Source organism: Prevotella sp. E9-3 (assembly GCF_022024015.1).
Taxonomy (GTDB): domain Bacteria; phylum Bacteroidota; class Bacteroidia; order Bacteroidales; family Bacteroidaceae; genus Prevotella.
The window spans coordinates 3,558,135-3,578,140 of record NZ_CP091786.1 but is presented as its reverse complement, the minus strand read 5'-3'; the positions used below and the strand labels follow the sequence as shown (position 1 = coordinate 3,578,140).

19 protein-coding genes and 2 pseudogenes are annotated in these 20,006 nt (G+C 45.9%); 15 read left to right on the top strand and 6 right to left on the bottom strand.

What is annotated here, in order from left to right; translation table 11 throughout:
- Positions 1 to 32: 32 nt before the first annotated feature.
- Positions 33 to 641: an FKBP-type peptidyl-prolyl cis-trans isomerase gene (locus L6475_RS13880; protein ID WP_237821042.1), complete on the bottom strand. Its 609-nt coding sequence runs from the start codon at positions 639 to 641 to the stop codon at positions 33 to 35.
- Between the two features lie 130 nt (positions 642 to 771).
- Between L6475_RS13880 and L6475_RS13875 the strand changes: the two genes are divergently transcribed.
- The 7 genes from L6475_RS13875 (at position 772) to L6475_RS13845 (ending at position 7,877) form a co-directional block, all read left to right on the top strand.
- Positions 772 to 1,467, top strand: a complete 696-nt coding sequence (locus L6475_RS13875) for a Sir2 family NAD-dependent protein deacetylase (RefSeq protein WP_237821040.1) — start codon at positions 772 to 774, stop codon at positions 1,465 to 1,467.
- Positions 1,468 to 1,577: 110 nt separating this feature from the next.
- Complete coding sequence (locus L6475_RS13870; RefSeq protein ID WP_237821038.1) at positions 1,578 to 2,234, top strand: DUF4923 family protein; 657 nt, start codon at positions 1,578 to 1,580, stop codon at positions 2,232 to 2,234.
- Positions 2,235 to 2,293: 59 nt separating this feature from the next.
- Complete coding sequence (locus tag L6475_RS13865) at positions 2,294 to 3,724, top strand: RluA family pseudouridine synthase (protein WP_237821036.1); 1,431 nt, start codon at positions 2,294 to 2,296, stop codon at positions 3,722 to 3,724.
- Positions 3,725 to 3,749: 25 nt separating this feature from the next.
- Positions 3,750 to 4,214 carry a GAF domain-containing protein gene (locus tag L6475_RS13860; RefSeq protein ID WP_237821034.1) on the top strand — a complete coding sequence of 155 codons (465 nt, stop codon included), beginning with the start codon at positions 3,750 to 3,752 and terminating at the stop codon, positions 4,212 to 4,214.
- 78 nt (positions 4,215 to 4,292) lie between these two features.
- Positions 4,293 to 6,788: a beta-galactosidase gene (locus L6475_RS13855; RefSeq protein WP_370641613.1), complete on the top strand. Its 2,496-nt coding sequence runs from the start codon at positions 4,293 to 4,295 to the stop codon at positions 6,786 to 6,788.
- Positions 6,789 to 6,953: 165 nt separating this feature from the next.
- A complete protein-coding gene (greA, locus tag L6475_RS13850) occupies positions 6,954 to 7,421 on the top strand; it encodes a transcription elongation factor GreA (protein WP_237821032.1) in 468 nt (155 codons plus the stop codon).
- A gap of 57 nt (positions 7,422 to 7,478) precedes the next feature.
- Positions 7,479 to 7,877, top strand: a complete 399-nt coding sequence (locus L6475_RS13845; RefSeq protein WP_237821030.1) for an HIT family protein — start codon at positions 7,479 to 7,481, stop codon at positions 7,875 to 7,877.
- 149 nt (positions 7,878 to 8,026) lie between these two features.
- Here the strand turns inward: L6475_RS13845 and radC are convergent, their stop codons facing one another.
- From radC to efp, 3 genes are all read right to left on the bottom strand, one after another.
- Entirely contained in the window at positions 8,027 to 8,713 is a 687-nt protein-coding gene (gene radC, locus L6475_RS13840) for a DNA repair protein RadC (protein WP_237821028.1), read from the bottom strand.
- Positions 8,706 to 9,704: a glycosyltransferase gene (locus L6475_RS13835; RefSeq protein WP_237821026.1), complete on the bottom strand. Its 999-nt coding sequence runs from the start codon at positions 9,702 to 9,704 to the stop codon at positions 8,706 to 8,708. Before L6475_RS13835 ends, radC begins: the two co-directional genes overlap by 8 nt.
- A 71-nt stretch (positions 9,705 to 9,775) precedes the next feature.
- Positions 9,776 to 10,342 carry an elongation factor P gene (efp, locus tag L6475_RS13830; protein WP_237821024.1) on the bottom strand — a complete coding sequence of 189 codons (567 nt, stop codon included), beginning with the start codon at positions 10,340 to 10,342 and terminating at the stop codon, positions 9,776 to 9,778.
- Between the two features lie 200 nt (positions 10,343 to 10,542).
- Here efp and rpmH point away from each other — a divergent pair, with 200 nt between their 5' ends.
- The 8 genes and pseudogenes from rpmH (at position 10,543) to rhuM (ending at position 17,825) form a co-directional block, all read left to right on the top strand.
- The gene (rpmH, locus tag L6475_RS13825) at positions 10,543 to 10,698 is read left to right on the top strand and encodes a 50S ribosomal protein L34 (RefSeq protein ID WP_091818823.1); all 156 of its coding nucleotides are present in this window, start codon (positions 10,543 to 10,545) and stop codon (positions 10,696 to 10,698) included.
- Positions 10,699 to 10,859: 161 nt separating this feature from the next.
- Positions 10,860 to 12,431, top strand: a complete 1,572-nt coding sequence (locus L6475_RS13820; protein ID WP_237821022.1) for a YifB family Mg chelatase-like AAA ATPase — start codon at positions 10,860 to 10,862, stop codon at positions 12,429 to 12,431.
- A 205-nt stretch (positions 12,432 to 12,636) separates the two neighbouring features.
- Positions 12,637 to 13,542, top strand: coding sequence for a transglutaminase family protein (locus tag L6475_RS13815; protein ID WP_237821020.1), 906 nt, complete (start codon positions 12,637 to 12,639; stop codon positions 13,540 to 13,542).
- 51 nt (positions 13,543 to 13,593) lie between these two features.
- Positions 13,594 to 14,607, top strand: a complete 1,014-nt coding sequence (locus tag L6475_RS13810; protein WP_237821018.1) for a virulence RhuM family protein — start codon at positions 13,594 to 13,596, stop codon at positions 14,605 to 14,607.
- Positions 14,608 to 14,656: 49 nt separating this feature from the next.
- Positions 14,657 to 14,826 (top strand): annotated as a pseudogene (locus L6475_RS13805) (magnesium chelatase); the annotation flags it as partial.
- Between the two features lie 34 nt (positions 14,827 to 14,860).
- A pseudogene (locus tag L6475_RS13800) lies at positions 14,861 to 15,133 on the top strand (hypothetical protein); the annotation flags it as partial.
- Between the two features lie 50 nt (positions 15,134 to 15,183).
- Complete coding sequence (locus tag L6475_RS13795) at positions 15,184 to 17,166, top strand: leucine-rich repeat domain-containing protein (RefSeq protein ID WP_237821016.1); 1,983 nt, start codon at positions 15,184 to 15,186, stop codon at positions 17,164 to 17,166.
- A gap of 110 nt (positions 17,167 to 17,276) precedes the next feature.
- Positions 17,277 to 17,825 (top strand): virulence RhuM family protein, encoded by a 549-nt coding sequence (gene rhuM / locus L6475_RS13790; RefSeq protein ID WP_237821014.1) that lies wholly within the window; start codon positions 17,277 to 17,279, stop codon positions 17,823 to 17,825.
- 6 nt (positions 17,826 to 17,831) lie between these two features.
- Here rhuM and L6475_RS13785 read toward each other — a convergent pair whose 3' ends face one another.
- Positions 17,832 to 18,425, bottom strand: coding sequence for a hypothetical protein (locus tag L6475_RS13785; RefSeq protein WP_237821012.1), 594 nt, complete (start codon positions 18,423 to 18,425; stop codon positions 17,832 to 17,834).
- Entirely contained in the window at positions 18,392 to 19,663 is a 1,272-nt protein-coding gene (locus tag L6475_RS13780; protein WP_237821010.1) for a serine/threonine-protein kinase, read from the bottom strand. The genes L6475_RS13785 and L6475_RS13780 overlap by 34 nt, the downstream gene beginning before the upstream one ends.
- Positions 19,664 to 20,006 lie beyond the last annotated feature (343 nt).

Here is a 20,006-nt window from a genome sequence, read left to right as displayed (position 1 = left end):
TGTATTTTATTGATTATACGACTTCAATTAGTTTAAACAACTTCAATCAGTTCAACATCGAAGATAAGGGTTGCAAAGGGAGGAATCATTTGTCCGGCACCACCTTCGCCATAAGCAAGACGGTAGGGAATGAAGAAACGATACTTAGCGCCTTCCTGCATCAACTGCAATCCTTCAGTCCAACCGGCAATCACCTGCTGCAGACCAAAGACTGCGGGCTCACCACGCTGTACGCTGCTGTCGAATACGGTACCGTCGATAAGGAAACCCTCATAGTGGCACTTCACAGAATCCTTGGCGCTGGGCTTCTTGCCGTTACCTTCCTTAATTACTTGATATTGAAGTCCGCTGGGAAGGGTGATAACACCATCTTTCTTAGCATTCTCAGCCAGGTATTTCTCGCCTTCAGCCTTGGCAGCCTTGCCTTTCTCGGCACGCTCAGCGTTCATCTTTTCTTCTTTCTTGGCAAAATAGTCTTGCACCAGTTGCTGGGCCTCACGATGAGAAACTTTCAGCTCGTTACCTGCCAGCACATCCTTGATAGACTGTGCAAAATCATCTACGTTCAAATCACTGCCAGCACCCATCTGTGCCAGCTGCTGTCCGATGCCCAATCCAAGGGCATAGCTCAGTTTGTCCATGCTTTCTCCTTATTATATAATTAAAATCGCGCAAAGTTACGCATATTTTTGCATTCAACCATTGTTATTTCGCTAAAATATATTATTTTTGTGGAGATTTAATAGTTTATTGTTGAAAAAAACAAGCCAAATGAAAAAGAAAATCGTTGTTTTGACGGGTGCCGGAATGTCGGTGGAGAGCGGGTTGAAAACTTTCCGTGATGCCGATGGCCTTTGGGAGGAATATCCTGTGCAGCAGGTTGCCACTCATGAAGGATGGGAAGCCGATCCTACGCTGGTGACGAACTTTTACAACATGCTTCGCAAGAAATGCTGGGGAGTGAAACCCAATGAGGGTCACAAGCTGGTTGCGGCCCTTGAAGAAAAATACGATGTGACAGTGGTGACACAGAATGTGGACAACCTGCACGAACAGGCTGGTTCGTCGAAAGTGATTCACCTGCATGGCGAACTGATGAAGGTGTGCTCCAGTCGTGATGTTGACGATCCGAGGTATCAGATAGAATTGACACCTGATAATTGTGAGGTGGCTCCTGGTACAAAGGCGGGTGACGGTTCGCTGCTGAGGCCCTTTATCGTGTTCTTTGGCGAGGCAGTTCCCAATATCACAGTGGCTGCCGAAGAGGCTCAGCAAGCAGATATTTTCATTGTCATAGGCACTTCGCTCAATGTCTATCCTGCTGCAGGATTATTGCACTATGTGCGTCCGTCTGTTCCAATCTACCTCATTGACCCGAATCCTATCAACGCCGGAGAGCGTGTCAAGCAGATACAGAAAGGCGGTTCGGAAGGTATGAAAGAATTGACGGAAATCCTAATGAAATGAAACACTTGAGGAGAAAAACGGCGATTCCTTTGCTTTTGTGATGGAAAAGGCGTAATTTTGCACTCTAAGTTTTGAAAGACAGTCTAAAAAAATTATACTAAAATTCGATTATGAAGAATATTTCATTGATTGTGGCAACTGCCGTTAGCATGATGCTCAGCAGCTGCGGAATGGGAACAACGGGTACTACTTCTGGAACAACCACTGGTGCTGCTGGAGCAGGCGCCTTAGGTAGTGTTATTTCTGCTGTTACCAACGGACAGGTATTGGGTAATGTACTGCAGAGTGTATTGGGCCTGGACAAGATGACGAAGGCCGATTTGATTGGTACTTGGACTTATAGTCAGCCGGGTTGCGCTTTCACCAGTAAGGAGATGCTGGCACAGGCTGGCGGTGAGGCAATGGCTCAGGCCATCAAGGATAAGATGCTTCCCACTTTCCAGTCGGTAGGCATCAACTCAACCAGTACCAAGATCACTTTCAAGCAGGACGGTACTTTCACATCGACCATCGCAGGAAAGAACTTCTCAGGCAAATATACTTTCGATGAAGCCAACTATAAAGTAAATCTGCAGGGCTTGCTGCTGAACATCAACTGCTATGCCAAGAAGAATTCGAATGGTATTGCTTTGTTGTTTGAAGCATCAAAACTGCTGACAGTTATTCAGACCATGACTGCTTTGAGCGGCAACAGCACTGCTCAGACAATCGGCGATTTGTCTAAGAACTACGATGGTCTGCGTATTGGCTTCGACTATAAGAAGTAATTTCGTATTTGAGATAGCCCGTGCATCTGCATCCGCTACATACATCCATAGAGAAGCCTTTGCGCTTCAATAATCCTTTCGACTACGAACCTCATCCGCTCTGTCTGTTGGCGGCGGATGAGGTTAATCGTTTTATTGCCTCGCAGTCGGAATTGCTTGCTGATGCTCAGCGCGGGAAGATGTTTGGCGTGTTGATTGTGGAGCAAGGAAAAGAATCGGGGCTTTCTTATATTGCTGCTTATTCCGGATTACTGGCAGGGCGTAACGACTGGCCTTTCTTTGTGCCTCCTGTTTTCGATGCTCAGCAGCCTGACGGTCATTTCAAACAGACCGAGCGTCTCATTTCTTCAATCAACGCCCAGTTGTCACAGTTATCCTCATCTTCAACATCCCCTTCCACCTGCTCGTCAGAGGTTCTTGCCCTCAAGCAGCAGCGCAAACAGTTGTCGGAGGAACTTCAGTTATGGCTGTTCAGTCAGTACCGCATGCTGAATGCACTGGGAGAAATAAAAGATTTGGTAGAGATATGGCGCGACTACCACCGTCTGCCGAAGATCCAGCAGCGTTTTCCTCTGCCGCCAGGCGGTAGCGGCGATTGCTGTGCACCGAAGTTGTTGCAGTATGCCTATCAGCACGGATTGTCCCCTGTGGCCATTGCCGAATTCTGGTATGGTGCATCTCCGAAAGGCGAAATCCGTCATCATGGACAGTTCTATCCTGCCTGTCGCGGAAAGTGTTTGCCCATCCTTACCCACATGCTCAAGGGACTGGATGTTGACGAAACGCCTTCGCCTTCGGTTCAGAATTTGAAAGACCAACTGGAGGTGCTTTATGCAGACGAAACGATTCTTGTAGTGAATAAACCCTCAGGTCTCCTTTCAGTACCAGGGCGAATAGAGGCTCCTTCTGTAGAAACAATCCTTTCTGAAAAATACGGTCGGGTGTTTATGCCTCACCGGTTGGATATGGACACATCAGGATTGCTGGTGGTGGCTCGTAATGAAGATGCATATAAACATCTGCAGCACCAGTTCTATTCGCGTACTGTTTCTAAGAAATATATCGCCTTATTGGATGTTGCGGAAAGACATAAGAATGGGAAAACGATTCTTCATGCAGGTGATAAAGGCACGATATCATTGCCTTTGCGGCCAGACCCATTAGACCGTCCACGCCAGGTGGTCGATCCTCTTCATGGCAAGCAGGCGGTTACCGATTTTGAGGTGCTGTCGGTTATGGACTCTGGTGTGGATAGTGAAGGTGCTGTTGCTCTCGTGTCGCTGATTCCTCATACCGGGCGTACCCACCAGTTGCGTGTGCACTGTGCTCATCCTGATGGCTTGGCTTGTCCTATCGTTGGTGATCCACTCTATGGAAAGAAAGGCCAACGGCTTTGTCTGCATGCTGCCGAATTGTCTTTTCGTCATCCATCAAAAGGCGAACAGATGCATTTCACCGCACCTCGACCAGACTTTTATAAAGAAGAATAAGAACTTATATAAATACATTTTTACTATGGAAAAAGAAGAGAAATATACACTGCTGAAACAGCAGATTGCTGCCCTGATTGAGGGCGAAACCGATGCTGTAGCCGTAATGGCTAATGTGGCTGCTGCCATCCACGAAGCAATGGGCTTCTGGTGGACAGGTTTTTATCTGGAGAAGAATGGAGTGCTGACGCTTGGACCGTTTCAGGGACCTGTGGCCTGCTATCGTATTCCTCACGGAAAGGGCGTATGCGGAACAGCCTATGAACGTCGTGAGACAGTGGTGGTGCCCGATGTGGAACAGTTCCCTGGGCATATAGCCTGTAGTAGTGCATCGCGTTCGGAAATCGTGGTGCCTATCTTTGCTCGTGATCAGCGTGTATTGGGCGTGCTAGATATCGACAGTCGCGAGTTGAATACCTTTGATGATACCGACCGTCGCCATCTGGAAGCTATCGTCGCAATGTTTGCAGAACTCTTGACAGAATATTAAACTATTATAAACAGTAGCCGATTTCGTTTTTTTTCTTTATTTTTGCAGAAGATTACTTATCAAAAACCCAAAACTGCAATGAGAAACATTATTCGCAAGTTCGCATTTGCTGCGATGTTGCTGACTGCACCTGCCATGATGCAAGCAGCGCAGAAGAACGTTGTCAACAAGCCTGGCACCTTTACTACGGGCAATAAGACATTCTTGCTCAATGGACAGCCTTTTGTTGTGAAGGCTGCCGAAGTTCATTATCCCCGTATTCCGCGTCCTTACTGGGAACACCGCATCCAGATGTGTAAGGCACTCGGTATGAATACAGTGTGCATCTATGTATTCTGGAACATCCACGAACAAAAAGAGGGCGAGTTTAACTTTACAGGCAATAACGATGTGGCTGAGTTCTGTCGCCTGGCACAGAAGAATGGCATGTATGTTATTGTGCGCCCTGGTCCCTATGTGTGTGCAGAATGGGAGATGGGCGGTTTGCCCTGGTGGCTGCTGAAGAAGAAAGATATCAAACTACGCGAACGCGATCCGTACTTTATGGAGCGTGTAAAACTGTTCGAGCAGAAGGTGGGCGAGCAATTGGCTCCGCTGACCATCCAGAACGGTGGCCCTATCATCATGGTACAGGTGGAGAACGAGTACGGTTCGTATGGTGAGGATAAGCCTTATGTCAGTGAGATACGCGACTGCTTACGCTCTATCTATGGTAAGGAGCTGTCTTTGTTCCAGTGCGACTGGTCTTCTAACTTCACCAAGAATGGTCTTGACGACCTGACATGGACCATGAACTTCGGCACAGGAGCCAATATCGATCAGCAGTTCCGTCGTTTGGGTGAGCTGCGTCCCAATGCGCCCAAGATGTGTTCTGAGTTCTGGAGCGGTTGGTTCGACAAGTGGGGTGCACGTCATGAGACCCGTCCTGCCAAGGATATGGTGGAGGGTATGGATGAAATGCTCTCGAAAGGCATCTCGTTCTCACTCTATATGACCCACGGAGGTACTTCGTTTGGTCACTGGGCAGGTGCTAACTCTCCTGGTTTTGCACCCGATGTCACCTCTTATGACTATGATGCCCCTATCAATGAATATGGCCATGCCACACCAAAGTTCTGGGAACTGCGCAAGATGATGGCAAAATACAACAATGGCAAAAAGATGCCTGCCGTGCCCAAGGCTCCTATGCCCATCATCACCGTGCCTAAGTTTGAGTTGAAGGAGTTTGCACCGCTATATAACGGCTTTGACTACAAATATACTTGGTGGGACCACAAAGAAGAGGCTCATGGCGACCGCCCAAAGACCTTTGAGGAGCTCGACATGGGCTGGGGTACCGTGCTCTATACCACTCGTCTTCCCCAGATTGACAATGTGAAAGTGGAAGGTGTCTATCCGAACGATGCGTTTACGTGTACACTCACTATAGATGCTCACGACTATGCCCAGGTATTCATCGACGGTAAGTACATTGGTAAGGTGGACCGTGTGAAGAACGAGAAGACACTTACCTTGCCTGGTATCAAGCAAGGTCAGGAACTGCAGATTCTTGTTGAGGGTATGGGCCGCATCAACTTCGGACGTGCCATCAAGGACTTCAAGGGACTTGTAAGCAAACCAACCATTACTGCTGAGCTACATTCTCATCTCGGCGGCGTTGACAAGACAGAGGTAACGTTTACTCCTAACCAATGGGAATGTATGCGCATTCCTGATGACTATGAGGTGGCTGTAAAAGCTTTCGAGATGCAGAAGACTAAGCCCACCACTCGCGAAAAGCTCAACGAACCTGTCATTGGTCGTGGCTATAGGTATGCCAAGAATAGTGACGACCTTATCTTCGGTCGCGGCTACTATCGTGGTTACTTCGAGCTGAAAAAGGTGGGTGACACGTTCCTGAATTTCGAGACATGGGGCAAAGGACAGGTATATGTCAACGGTCACGCCATGGGTCGCATCTGGTCTATCGGTCCGCAACAGACACTCTATGTGCCCGGTTGCTGGCTGAAGAAGGGCAAGAACGAAATCATCGTCCTCGACGTGGTTGGTCCTCGTGAGGCTGTCGTCTGGGGACAGACTGAGCCTGAACTGAACAAACTTCAGTTGGAGAAGAGCAACAAGCACAACAACATCGGCGACAAGCCCGACCTCAATAGTGCTACCCCTGTAGCTATTGGTTCCTTCAAGGCTGGCAATGGCTGGCAGACCATCAGTTTCAATGCTCCTGCCAAGGGCCGCTACCTCGCCATCGAATGTCTCTCTACGCAGAAGGAAGGTGACCGTGTGGCCATTGCTGAACTCTATCTGCAGAATCCTGGCGGTCGTCGTTTGAGTCGCGAACCTTGGAAGACAAAGTATGCCGACAGCGAGGATGAGGCAGGCAACCATCTTGGCGATAAGGTGTTCGACCTTCAGGAAAGCACTTACTGGCAGACAGAAAAGGGCTCTGCAATGCCTCATCTACTGGTGATCGACCTCGGTTCTGAGCAGACTGTCAATGCTCTTGAATATCTGCCACGCGCAGAGCAGGGAGCCCCTGGTTCGGTAAAGAACTTCCGCATATACCTTTATTAATTAATGCGGTAAAAATTTGTTTGTTTCGAAAAAACTTTGTACTTTTGCCAACGGATAAAAGGTAAAAGACACATCGATAACAAGGATTCCGACTGAAAAAGTCGGGATTCTTTGTTTTTTGCTAACCAAAAGAATACATAAAACAATATAAAAAAATAAGTAATTATGGCATACATGTCGCAAGAAGGTTATGACAAACTCATAGCCGAGTTGAAACATTTGGAGGGTGTTGAACGCCCCAAGGCATCGGCTGCAATCGCAGAGGCACGTGATAAGGGTGATTTGAGCGAGAACAGTGAGTATGAGGCTGCCAAGGAAGCACAGGCTCACTTGGAGTCGAAAATCAATCAGTTGAAACAAGCTATTACCGAAGCAAAAATTGTTGATACTTCTCGCTTGAGCACAGATTCGGTTCAGATTCTGTCGAAGGTAGAGATGACCAATATGGCCAACAAGGCTCGTATGACCTATACTATCGTATCAGAGAGTGAGGCCAACCTGCGCGAAGGCAAGATTTCTATCACTACTCCTATCGCACAGGGCTTGTTGAACCATAAGGTGGGCGATGAGGTTGAAGTGAAAATTCCTCGTGGCACCATCAAATTGCGTATTGAGAAAATCACTGTAGGATAATTATCTATAAGTACTATAGTCACAATAGCAACTATAGCCCCCTATCAAAAAAGAACTATGGATATTTTTAGTAAAATCGCCGCAGGCGAAATACCCAGTTATAAGTGTGCAGAGAGTGATGAGTTCTATGCTTTCCTTGATATCAATCCTGTAGGAAAGGCTCATACACTGGTCATCCCTCGTCGTGAAGTTGACTATATCTTCGATATGGAAGACGATGAGATTGGTCGGTTTGAGCAGTTTGCCAAGCGTGTAGCTGTAGCTATCAAAAAGGCTTTTCCCTGCAAAAAGGTAGCTCAGGTTGTGCTTGGATTGGAAGTCCCCCACGCTCATATTCATCTCATTCCAATGAATTCTGAAGCTGATGTTGACTTCCGTAAAGAAAAACTTCAGCTTCCTGCTGAAGAGATGAAAGCTATTGCCGATAAGATTTACGCAGCTTTCTGCGAGGCGTAAAAGTAAATAATCGCACTAAAAACAGTGCCTTTAGTTGCTATAAATAATATAGTTCAACTAAAGGCACTGTTTTTTTTGTGATAGTGTTATGGTCTTTTTCTATAGAAGGATAGCCTTTCTATAGCTTATAGTTATAGATACCGTCAACTCTATATTCTGCCCGATTCATGGTATGAAAAGTATTGTCCGTCAGCCACGATGATATGGTCCATAAAATGCAGTCGCATCACTTCGCAGGCATTCATCAGACTTTGTGTTAAGGCATTGTCTTGCTTGCTGGGCTTGATGTTTCCACTAGGATGGTTATGGCAGGCTACCACGATTGTGGCATTGCAGAGAACTGCCTCGCGCATGATGATGCGAATGTCAACACTCACTTCTGAAATACCACCATGGGAAATGCGGTTTTTCTTGATGAGTCGGAAGTCCTGGTTGAGAAAAAGTACCCAGAACTCCTCAACGTCAAGATCCTGCATTACTGGGTGCATATGGTTGTAAACACGTGTGGCAGTAGAGAGTTGCGGGCGTTCTTCCGGACTTTCCATCTGACGGCGCTTGCCCAGTTCGCAGGCAGCAAGGATAGTGATGGCCTTTGCTTCGCCTACGCCTTTATACTGCATCAGTTCGTGTATGCTCATCTTGCCCAGTGTGTTCAGGTTGTTGTTGCAGTTGCTCAGTATCTGCTGCATCAGTTCTACAGCGCTCACGCCAGGCGTTCCTGAGCCCACAAGGATAGCCAGCAACTCAGCGTTGCTCAACGCATCGGCTCCTTTGTCTCGAAGTTTTTCACGGGGTTGGTCATCGGGCGACCAGTTGGCAATGGTCAGTTTATCCATTCTTCTTCATCACACAATTGGTCCACCACGACTCAATGAATCCTATGCCATAGCCTATCAGTTGGGTAAAGGATGCAGGGATGGAAAGAAATCCTACGTAAAGACTGCGATTCCTGATAGCCGAGTCGATAAAGATAAGCAGTGTGTAGAGCAGCAGGGGAGTCAGGGCCAAACAGGCTTGAGTATTGAACAGAACACCAACCAGCGCTACCAATATAAGTGCGAATGTGCCAAGGGTGAAAACTGCGGGCAGCAGGTGAACAAGTTTCAATGCTTCCGGGTACATGCGCCAGAGGTTGATACGGGCATAACCGCTGTTGTAAATCTGTCGCCAGAACTTATGGAAGTCAGTACGGCGCTTGTGCCATACCCACGCCTCGGGGAACAGACGGCAACTATAGCCTGCCTTGTAGATGCGGATGGAAAAGTCGATATCCTCACCATAGAGCGACATCTTCGAAAAACGAGTCTTCGAGAAACCGCCTAATGCAAGATAAGCCTCGCGGCGAATACCAAGGTTGAAAGAGCGTGGATAGAACTTGTCGAGTTGTTTCTTACCACCACGAATCCCACCAGTAGTGAAGAAACTCGTCATGGCATAGGAAATGGCTTTCTGAACGTTGGTGAACGACTCGTGGGCAGCATCGGGACCTCCCCATGCGTCAGAAGGCTGGCGCTGCAACTCATCGTCGATGGCCTGAAGGAATCCTTCCGGGGCAACGGCATCAGAGTCTATGATGATTACATACTCGCCATGGGCCCGTTCAACACCGTAGTTTCGGCTCTGTCCGGGACCACTGTTCTCCTTATAGTAATAATGTAAATCAAGGATGTTTGCGAATTTATCGCAAACATCCTTGCATGTTATCTTTGACCCGTCTTCTACAACAATAACCTCAAAGTCCTTCAATGTTTGTGTGCATAGACTCTGTAGCAATTCGTCCACCTCATCGGGGCGGTTATAGACAGGAACAATGAATGAATATGTCATATTCATCAAGTTTAGAGTGTATAGTGTAGCGTTCGCTACCGCAGTAGAGGGACTACACTCTGCACTAAAAATTATTCTTTGGCACGAGCCAGGTAAGAACCGTCGCGAGTGTCAACCTGAATCAGGTCGCCCTCGTTGATGAACAGGGGAACACGAACCTCAACACCGGTCTCCAAAGTAGCGGGCTTCAGAGTGTTGGTAGCGGTGTCACCCTTGATGCCGGGCTCAGAGTGAGTCACGCGCAGGATGGTCTTAACAGGCATCTCGGCATAGAGAATGGTACCGTCGGTAGTGTCAGAAACAACTTCCACGATGTCGCTCTCCTTCATGTACTCATGACCGATAACCAAGTCGTTGGCGATGGGAATCTGCTCGAAAGTCTCCTGGTTCATGAAGATGCGACCTTCCTGATCCTCATAGAGGTACTGGTAAGGACGACGCTCGATGATTACGTCCTCGAGTTTCTCACCAATGTTGAAGCGACGCTCCAGTACGCGACCGTCAGAAACGTTCTTCAGCTTGATAATCATGATGGTGTTTCCCTTACCGGGCTTGCGGTGCTGGAAGTCGATACAAACCCAAATAGCACCATCCATGCGAATGGCAGTGCCTTTCTTAATGTCTTGTGAATTAATCATAAAAACTTAAATGTATATATACTAATATGTTATATGCGTACGCTTTTACGGCTGCAAAGTTACTCATTTTTCCTGTTTTACCGCAAAAAAATACAAAAAATCAACTAATTTTTACGCTTTTCTTGCACAATTCAATATTAATTACTAATTTTGCAGCCCAAAATCGGAAGATTAGTACTAATAAATAAAGATTCATTGCAATGAAAAGAACATTTCAACCACACAATCGCCGCCGCGTGAACAAGCATGGTTTCCGCGAGCGCATGGCTACAAAGAATGGCCGCCGCGTGTTGGCTTCACGTCGCGCTAAGGGCCGTAAGAAGCTCACTGTTAGCGACGAGCGTCACGGTAAGTAAGAGCAGCCGAGAGGCGCTTTTTACCGACCTAAAAAAGAACATTCAAGCGGGATGGAACCGAAATGGTTGCCATCCCGCTCTTTTTTTTGTTCTTTTCTCAAAGAGTAATCTTTCTTTTTCCTCAAAAATCATTACCTTTGCAACTAAACCACAAAACTATTATGCTTGTAAAGACTTTTTGTGCTGCTGTGATGGGACTGGAAGCCGTCACAGTGACTATAGAGATAAGTATGACTAAAGGTGTGCTGTTCCACCTGTCGGGCATGGCCGATACGGCTGTCCGTGAAAGTTACGACCGTATCAAGGCTGCCATCGAGAACAACGGTTTCCGTATGCCTGTAGCCGAATTGACCATCAACCTTTCTCCTGCTGATTTTAAGAAAGAGGGCTCTGGCTATGACCTGCCATTGGCCATTGGCGTGCTGGCTGCTGACAACAAGGTGGTCAGTGATCGCCTGTGTGAATATATGATGGTAGGCGAGATAGGACTCGACGGCACGCTTCGTCCTGTTCGGGGTGTGTTGCCTATCGCCATCAGGGCTCGTGCCGAGAAGTTTCGCGGACTGATCGTTCCGCGTGAGAATGTTCACGAGGCTGCCGTTGTCAACAATATTGATGTCTATGGCATGGACACGCTGATGGATGTGATACGCTTCTTCAATGGGGCTGAGGATTACGAACCGATGCGTGTAGATACCCGTAAGGAATTCTATGACCATCAGTATAATTTTGAGCTTGACTATGCCGATGTGCGTGGTCAGGAGAGTGTGAAACGCGCTTTGGAAGTTGCCGCTGCCGGTGGCCACAATCTGATTATGGTTGGTCCTCCGGGATCGGGAAAGTCTATGATGGCCAAGCGCTTGCCCAGTATTCTCCCTCCTCTCACCCTTTCCGAGAGTCTTGAAACCACCCAGATACATTCTGTTGCAGGCAAACTGAACAAAGATACTTCACTCATTTCCCAGCGTCCTTTCCGTTCGCCCCATCATAGCATTTCTCAAGTGGCTCTTGTAGGCGGTGGCACCAATCCGCAGCCCGGCGAAATATCACTGGCCCATAATGGCGTACTCTTCTGCGACGAGTTGCCCGAGTTCAACCGCTCTGTACTCGAAGTACTTCGTCAGCCGCTGGAAGACAGAAAGATTACCGTTAGTCGTGCCAAGAGCACCGTCGATTACCCTTGTTCCTTTATGTTTGTTGCATCCATGAATCCCTGTCCCTGTGGCTATTATGGTGATCCGACCCATCGCTGCGCCTGTACTCCCGGACAGATTCAGCGCTATATGAACAAGATTTCAGGTCCATTGCTCGACCGTATCGATATCCATTGCGAAATCCAGGCCGTGCCCTTTGCCCAACTCTCACAGATGCAGCCGGGCGAGCCGTCTGCCGTCATTCGTGAACGCGTGATAAAGGCCCGACAAATACAGACCGAGCGCTTTAGCTCCCTCCCTCTCGGGGAGGGCGGGGGGAGAGTCCGTCCTCACTGTAATGCCCAGATGACCGAGCGCATGCTCCATGAGTTTGCCGAGCCCGACGCCCAGTCGCTCGATATGCTCCGCATGGCCATGGAGCGTCTGAAACTCTCTGCCCGTGCCTACAGCCGCATCCTCAAAGTGGCCCGCACCATTGCCGACCTTGCCGGCTCCGAGAAAGTACAGTCCATGCACATTGCCGAAGCCATCGGGTATCGTAACCTTGACCGAGGCGACTGGGCAGAAAGAGGGATATGATCATTGGGGATATTATTACTTTTTATAATAACACCTTTTAATACTTTATCTTATGAATAAAAGAGCGTTTTACAACATGATTCTGTGTGGCTTATTTAGCCTATTCACACCTTTCTTTGTTAATGCCCAAGGTGAAATTGCTTTCACCAATAAGGTGACATACACTAAAACTGGAAGTATAATCGGAGTGAGATTGGTTTCTCTAATGCCTGCCCCTGTTACGAACGAATATCAGGAAATAAACGAGCTAAGTTCTAATTGTGGGAACTTCATTGACGTCAACGTAGCGAATAAGGTTCTTTTTTATGATGGCTCATTCAGTAACAACTCGTTCGATGTAGCTGAATCCTTTAAGTATAAAAGTAGGCCTATTCAAATTGATTTCAACAAACCAGGAAATAAGAATGAAGTTACAGGCATTGACCCGAATGAATACCTCGGTAGCGATGGCACATATATCGATTTGAGCAACACTACTATAAAAAATATTGGCGACCAGTTATGGGCACAATCTGCTAATAAGCTTGATTATGCAAAACGTTGTTATGAATATGTTGCCTCGCATTACAGCTATATCAACGGTAGTTGGCGTACACTTGCACAGATTATCAGTGCAGGAGGCGGTGAATGTGGGGATTTCACCACTCTGTTTGTCAATCTCATGAGACACAAAGGAATCCCTGCCCGGCACAATATTGGAGTATGGGCAGACGGAGGCTATCACGTATGGCCAGACTTTTACCATGAAGATTATGGTTGGATTCCTGTTGACCCAACATTTAAAAACTCCAATCCCTATGCAGATTACTTTGGCAGATATGACGGGAACTTGATTATACTGTCCCAAGGTTTGACATCATTCACGTCATCGGGAATTGAAATACAGAATGTTCCGTTGCAGACATTCTTTTATTGGTTTTGGTACCAGAGTGGCACTGGAACAATTTCGGGCGAACATAAAACGAGTAAGGATTATCAGGTAGATGGAGTCAATCCTGTTAGGATATACGATGATAAAACGGGAACTATCTATAATCTTAATGGCATGAAGCAGACGTATCTTGAACGCGGTATAAACATTGTAAATGGCAAGAAGATTATAGTGAAATAGTCATTAAGAAATTCATTGTTCAGCAGATTAACAGTTAACATGCAATAACGTATGGACGAACAACAGAATATTATCATTTATCGCACTGCTGATGGACGTGCATCGGTGGCACTATATGCCAAAGATGGTAAGATTTGGCTGAACCAACAACAGATGGCAGCACTTTTTGCCACCTCGAAGCAAACTGTTAGTTATCATATAATTAACATACTGAAGGAGAAAGAGTTAACAGAAAAATCAGTTGTCAAAGAATATTTGACTACTGCCGCTGACGGTAAGAACTACAACGTTGTTTTCTACTCTTTGGAGATGATCATTGCTGTAGGTTATCGTGTTCGGGGATTGAGAGGTACTCAGTTCCGTCAGTGGGCAACGGAGCATCTGACAGAATATCTTGTGAAGGGATTCACAATGGATGATGAACGGCTGAAGAACCCTGATGGCCGTCCCGACTACTTTGATGAGTTACTAGCTCGCATTCGTGATATTCGCGCTTCAGAGAAGCGATTCTATCAAAAGGTGCGTGACCTGTTCAAGCTCAGTAGCGATTACGACAAGACAGACAAGGCCACTCAGATGTTCTTTGCTGAGACGCAAAACAAGTTGCTCTATGCAGTAACTCACCAGACTGCAGCCGAATTAATTGTTGCACGTGCGGATGCCAACCAACCCAACATGGGATTAACCACATGGAAAGGCAGTATTGTTCGAAAAGGAGATGTCATTATTGCAAAAAATTATCTTCTAACAGATGAAATAGAATCCTTGGATCGTCTCGTTGACATCTTCCTGACCAGTGCTGAGGAACGGGTGAAAGGGCGTAGAGACCTCACTCTTGACTATTGGAGGAAGAATGTTGACAATTTGCTTACTTTCCAAGAGAAAGACATCTTGCAAGGCAAAGGGGCTATATCAAATGCAGAAGCAGAGAATATAGTTAGCAGCGTTTATGACACTTTCAATGCTAAGCGTAAGCAACTTGATGCTCAGATAGCTGATGCTGAGGACTTAAAGATGCTGGAAGACTTGGAGAAAAACATTTTAGAAAAAGACAAAAACGAGTGAAATGACTGCATATGTAAAACGAAAAGCGAGCCCGAAAATCCCCAGCAGCATGGCGATGGAGCGTCTGAAACTCTCCGCTCACGCATACAATAGAATATAATGGTAGCCCGAACCATCGGAGATTTGGAAGGTTCAGAGAGAGTACAAAGCCAGCATATCACCGAAGCAGTTGGATACAGGAATCTTGACCGAGGCGACTGGGCGGAAGGAGGGGTATAGTATATTTGCAAGTTAGAGGGTAAAAATAAAAGCTATGACAAAGTTCAATCAAATAAAGCTCTTTGAAGAGAAAAAGGTACGCGCCGTGTATGACGACGCAGAAGAGAAGTGGTTTTTTTCGATAGTTGACGTTTGTGAAGTGCTTACGGAAAGCAAGGATGCCACAGCGTATTGGCGTAAACTGAAACAAAGGCTTAAGGAAGAAGGAAATGAAACGGTGACAAATTGTCACCAGTTGAAATTGCAGGCGGCTGACGGAAAGATGCGCAAGACGGATGTGGCTGATACAGAACAGCTATTCCGACTGGGCTGAGAGAGGATTATAAAACAAACTGAATTAAAATTTTTTATTGAAACATGAAAAGAAATTTTTTGCTTATTTTACTTGCACTATTTACGATATCAGTGAGTGCAGAGGTAGTAGAGATTGATGGTATTTCCTACAATCTGATTTCTAAAGGGAACATAGCTGAAGTGACAGGAAACAGCCATCGTTCCGGAGATGTTGTTATCCCTGAAACGGTGACTTATAACGATGTGACTTATAGTGTTACTACTATACGGAAAAATGCTTTTGCTAATTGTAACTTGAATTCTATTGAAATACCAAGTAGTATAACAAAAATTTGTCAAGAGGCATTCTATAACGGGAAAGCCACATCTGTTAAGATAAAAGATTTAGCAGCATGGTGCAACATCAATTTTGAATCGTATTTTAAGACTAATCCACTTTCTACGGCATCGCATCTGTTTTTGAATGATGAGGAAATCCATGACTTGGTCATTCCTGATGGCGTAAAAACTATTACCAGTCATGCTTTTTATTATTTTAGCGGTTTGACTTCAGTAAAGATTCCAAGTAGTGTTACCAGCATAGGAGTCGAATGTTTTGCATATTGTACTAATATTAAAACTGTAGAGGTAGGTGATAACACATCACAAGAAGCAGCTACCATTCTGGGGCAACGCGCTTTCTACAAATGCCAAAATGCTACGTCAGTAATTTTAGGCAATAATATCGTGGGGATAGGACATGAGGCTTTCGGCTACTGTAATAGCTTACAGAGTATAGTCATACCTAACAGCGTAACAACGATAACCAACCATGCTTTCGCTTCTTGTGAGAATCTGGAGTCTGTTCAGTTGTCTAATAATCTTAAACGCATTGAATGGGCTACCTTTAGCAGTTGTTATAATCTAAAAAGCATTATAATTCCAGATGGTGTGGATTTTATAGGAGAAATGGCCTTTGCTTATTGTACAAACCTTACAGAGGTAAAGCTTCCAAGTAATCTGAATAAAATCGACTGGAGTGCGTTCGAGGGTTGCACAGGACTGACCTCTATAGACATTCCTGATAACACTCATACTATATACAGATGCGTTTTTTACGATTGCAGTAATCTTAAGACGGTAAAAATCGGGAAAGGCGTGAAGGACATCTATTCCGGCGCTTTTGCCAATTGCCCTGCTCTTGAGGACATCTATTGCATGGCAAAGACTCCACCAACTTGTCATACAGAATATCTCAGTGCTTATGCAAAGACAATGGATGTTTTCTATGATTCATACATTGAGCATGCAACTTTGCATGCTCCCGCAAAGTCTATAGAAACATACAAGACGACAGAGCCCTGGAGTAAATTCAAAACCTTTGTCCCCATCATCATTCCAGAACACACCCTGACCTATATGGTAGATGGAGAAGTGTACAAAACGTACTCTATTGAGGAAGACGAGGAAATTATCGCAGAACCTGAACCAGTACGAGAAGGATTTGTGTTTTCTGGATGGAGCGAGATTCCAGAAATTATGCCAGCGCATGACGTAACAGTTACAGGTACATTCGTTGCAGTACCAAAATGTGCAACACCAACCATTAAGTATGAGAATGGTCAATTGTCATTCACATGTGAGACAGAAGGAGCAGAGTTCATTTCAGTAATTACGGATACAGATGTGACCCAGCACAATAGTGCTACCATCTCACTTTCTGCTACCTATAATATTAGTGTCTATGCTCAGGTGCCTAATCATGCCCCCTCAGACATCGCAAGAGCAACCCTCTGCTGGATTGATACTGAACCAACAAAAGAAGGCATGATTGATGGTATAACCAATGTTAGTGCCAAGGCTGTGCTTATTCAAAGTAACGGAAATGTTTTGACTATACAAGGTGCTGATTTAGGAACATCAATTAGTGTATTTGACATTACAGGCAAGAAGGTAGGAGGTGCTGTAGTCGATTCAAAGACAACAAATGTGAAAACTTCGCTGGCGAGAGGACAAGTTGGCATCGTAAATATTTGTGATAAGAGCGTAAAGGTCATAATAAAATAAGACTACATAAATCACAGAATCAAAGGGACAGAGAAGCTGGATTCACATGTTCTAATGACGATGAACTCACATTATTAATTTTGAAAGTTGAAGGTTATATGTGGTAAAATATGGACGAACAAGGAAATATTGTAATCTATCAATCAGAAGACGGAACTATTCGTCTGGATGTAAGGTTGGAAGATAAAACGGTGTGGCTGACACAAGAGCAGATAGCCATGTTGTTCAATAAAGGACGTAGTACTATTACAGAACATATTTCCAACATTTTTAAGGAAGGTGAACTGGAAGAGAATAAGGTATGTCGGAAAATCCGACATACCATTCAACATGGTGCTATAGAGGGGAAATCACAACTGAAAGAAGTAAAACTTTACAACCTCGATGTCATTATTTCCGTGGGTTATCGGGTGAAGTCAATTCAAGGCACTCGTTTCCGCCAATGGGCCACAGAACGTCTGCATGAGTATATCGTGAAGGGCTTTACCCTAGATGATGAACGACTAAAGAATCTGGGTGGTGGAAGTTATTGGAAGGAACTGCTCGACCGCACCATCGCCGACCTTGCCGGCTCCGAGAAAGTACAGTCCATGCACATCGCCGAAGCCATCGGGTATCGTAACCTTGACCGAGGCGACTGGGCTGAGAGAGGAATATAAAAATGATTACATAATCATGTATTCATAAAACACGCCTGACTTTTTACCACAGACATAGGCAATCGGGGGTTGATCTCCCTGTTTGAGATTATCAAGATAGAGAGGCTCCCCTTCTATGATGAGGCTGCATTCAAAGGTGTCGCCTGTTTTCAGACGCGTGTTCTCTGATGCAACGACACGGAATTGCAGGTTGCCCAGATACTCTATGTCGCAGATTCTTTCCGGATTCCAAGTCAGTCGTAGCCGTTCTCCTTCGACCAGTTCCTTAGCCACACTCAATCGTCTGCACATCACAGGACTACTCTGTTGTTCTTTAGGCAGAAGGCTGTTCTGACAGTAGCCATCCAAGTCCTGATAGCCCAGGAATTGTGCCAGAATATCCAGTGTTGCTTTTCGTGGAGAGACATCTTCATTGATATAGCCCCAAAAGCGCATCAGTGTGGTGCGGCTGACAAGAATATGCAACCGTGCATAGATACGCTCTCGCAGGAATTCAAAATCCTTCGGGGTCTGCAGTTTCTTTTTCAGTGCCGTTTCAATTTCCGAACGGAGTTGTTCACAGGTTTCTATTTGCTGATACTGACTAGTCTTTTTCTCCATTTCGCAACAATAGCTTCGTTGTGTCGATACATTGATTTTCTTATTACTTCCTTCTCAGCGTCGCTAAAAGAAGAATCCATCTGCTTAAGATACATCTCTATGGCTCTTTCGCCCGACTTACTTCTGTACGTGAAGTCGCTCCATATATAGAGGATGTTGGTCAGAGTGTCCAGATGCTTGTCGATGTTTGTCTGACGCATGGTCTTGTCAACGAGAGCCTTCCCCTTGCTGATAGCATTCTCTACTTTCCTTCTGCTTGTTTCCAAGGCGATTTCTTTCTGCCTCTGCTGCTGGTTGTAAAGCTTTAGTTCTGTTGTGGAATCACCCAACTGCTTCAGCTTTTGCTGTTGCGCTTCCAGTTGTTGCTGATAGCTTGCGTGAATTGCAGCCAGTCTTTCGTCCTGTTCCTTGGCCCTTCGCATTTGTAAGCCTATTAGCAGTAACAGAGCCATGATGAGTATAGCCCCCAAGCATACCGCAATTCTCCTGATGCGACTGTTTGCTGAACGGATAGCATGTTGCAGTTCCGCTATTTGCTGATAACGATCTTCGATGGGCCGTAAACACCTTTTTATTATATAATGGTATCGCCATCCCAATTCCATTTGCTGCATGATGATGCCCAAGCTGTAGATGTCGTTGCGCGCATCGGCCACAGTCGTCTGCTTCTGTTCCGGCGACATATAACGTGGCGTTCCTGCTGGTTGTTTCAATATGGTGTGGCTATCTGTGTCAGCCAGTCCGAGGTCTATCAGCTTCACATGACTGCCGTTGCCTGTGACGATAATGTTTGTAGGCTTCAAGTCGCGGTGGACGATGCCTTTCGTATGGAGATAAGACACAGCATCTGTTATCTCCAACATCACCCTGATCCTCATTCGTCGTGTAGGCTTCTCTGTCAGCCACTCATTCAGCGTCACACCATCGACATACTCCATCACGATGCAGCGTCCCAGGTTCTCAACCTCCTCTATGCCGTATGTCGCCACCACGTTCGGATGTTGTAGCAGCATCAGTATCTCCAGTTCCTTGCGCAATCGTTGTTGATAGCCCGCTTCTCCTGCCACCTCCTTGCGCAGTCCCTTCAGCAGCCACCAGCGCCCATAGCGCTTCGCTTTAGCCACAACATTTACTTCTGACGTAGTCAATATCTCCACATCAGTAAACGTCTGGCTAATGCCCTCGAAGGAGTTGGTGATATATCCCGAGGCAGATGAATCGAAGTTCTCGTGATGCATGGTGCAAAGTTAACACATTATGTGCAATAGTACAAATAAAACTTGAAAAGGAACAAAATGGAACAACGAGAAAAGAACCAGATCCACTATTTTTGCTCACAAATTTTAAAAAACAGCTCACAATGTTGCAACTTTCAGAATTAATTTCTATCTTTGTCCCGTCCGTTTGTGAATAGCATCCGACAACATCGAGAAGAGCGATTAAGCTTTGACCCGTCAGAGAATCTGGAAAATTCAAGTAGCATGGGTAAAAGTCTGAAAGCTGCTTCTCCTGCAGTAGCATATATACTGCTCTCTCCTTTTACGGAGTCAGCTCACATATATACCTGCAGGTGTGAGCTGA

What these genes read in the sequence shown, in the direction of transcription:
- L6475_RS13880 (WP_237821042.1), bottom strand. Translation starts at nt 641, where the DNA reads ATGGACAAACTGAGCTATGCCCTTGGATTGGGCATCGGACAGCAGCTG.
- L6475_RS13875 (WP_237821040.1), top strand. Translation starts at nt 772, where the DNA reads ATGAAAAAGAAAATCGTTGTTTTGACGGGTGCCGGAATGTCGGTGGAG.
- L6475_RS13870 (WP_237821038.1), top strand. Translation starts at nt 1,578, where the DNA reads ATGAAGAATATTTCATTGATTGTGGCAACTGCCGTTAGCATGATGCTC.
- L6475_RS13860 (WP_237821034.1), top strand. Translation starts at nt 3,750, where the DNA reads ATGGAAAAAGAAGAGAAATATACACTGCTGAAACAGCAGATTGCTGCC.
- L6475_RS13855 (WP_370641613.1), top strand. Translation starts at nt 4,293, where the DNA reads ATGAGAAACATTATTCGCAAGTTCGCATTTGCTGCGATGTTGCTGACT.
- greA (WP_237821032.1), top strand. Translation starts at nt 6,954, where the DNA reads ATGGCATACATGTCGCAAGAAGGTTATGACAAACTCATAGCCGAGTTG.
- L6475_RS13845 (WP_237821030.1), top strand. Translation starts at nt 7,479, where the DNA reads ATGGATATTTTTAGTAAAATCGCCGCAGGCGAAATACCCAGTTATAAG.
- radC (WP_237821028.1), bottom strand. Translation starts at nt 8,713, where the DNA reads ATGGATAAACTGACCATTGCCAACTGGTCGCCCGATGACCAACCCCGT.
- L6475_RS13835 (WP_237821026.1), bottom strand. Translation starts at nt 9,704, where the DNA reads ATGACATATTCATTCATTGTTCCTGTCTATAACCGCCCCGATGAGGTG.
- efp (WP_237821024.1), bottom strand. Translation starts at nt 10,342, where the DNA reads ATGATTAATTCACAAGACATTAAGAAAGGCACTGCCATTCGCATGGAT.
- rpmH (WP_091818823.1), top strand. Translation starts at nt 10,543, where the DNA reads ATGAAAAGAACATTTCAACCACACAATCGCCGCCGCGTGAACAAGCAT.
- L6475_RS13820 (WP_237821022.1), top strand. Translation starts at nt 10,860, where the DNA reads ATGCTTGTAAAGACTTTTTGTGCTGCTGTGATGGGACTGGAAGCCGTC.
- L6475_RS13815 (WP_237821020.1), top strand. Translation starts at nt 12,637, where the DNA reads ATGCCTGCCCCTGTTACGAACGAATATCAGGAAATAAACGAGCTAAGT.
- L6475_RS13810 (WP_237821018.1), top strand. Translation starts at nt 13,594, where the DNA reads ATGGACGAACAACAGAATATTATCATTTATCGCACTGCTGATGGACGT.
- L6475_RS13795 (WP_237821016.1), top strand. Translation starts at nt 15,184, where the DNA reads ATGAAAAGAAATTTTTTGCTTATTTTACTTGCACTATTTACGATATCA.
- rhuM (WP_237821014.1), top strand. Translation starts at nt 17,277, where the DNA reads ATGGACGAACAAGGAAATATTGTAATCTATCAATCAGAAGACGGAACT.
- L6475_RS13785 (WP_237821012.1), bottom strand. Translation starts at nt 18,425, where the DNA reads ATGGAGAAAAAGACTAGTCAGTATCAGCAAATAGAAACCTGTGAACAA.
- L6475_RS13780 (WP_237821010.1), bottom strand. Translation starts at nt 19,663, where the DNA reads ATGCATCACGAGAACTTCGATTCATCTGCCTCGGGATATATCACCAAC.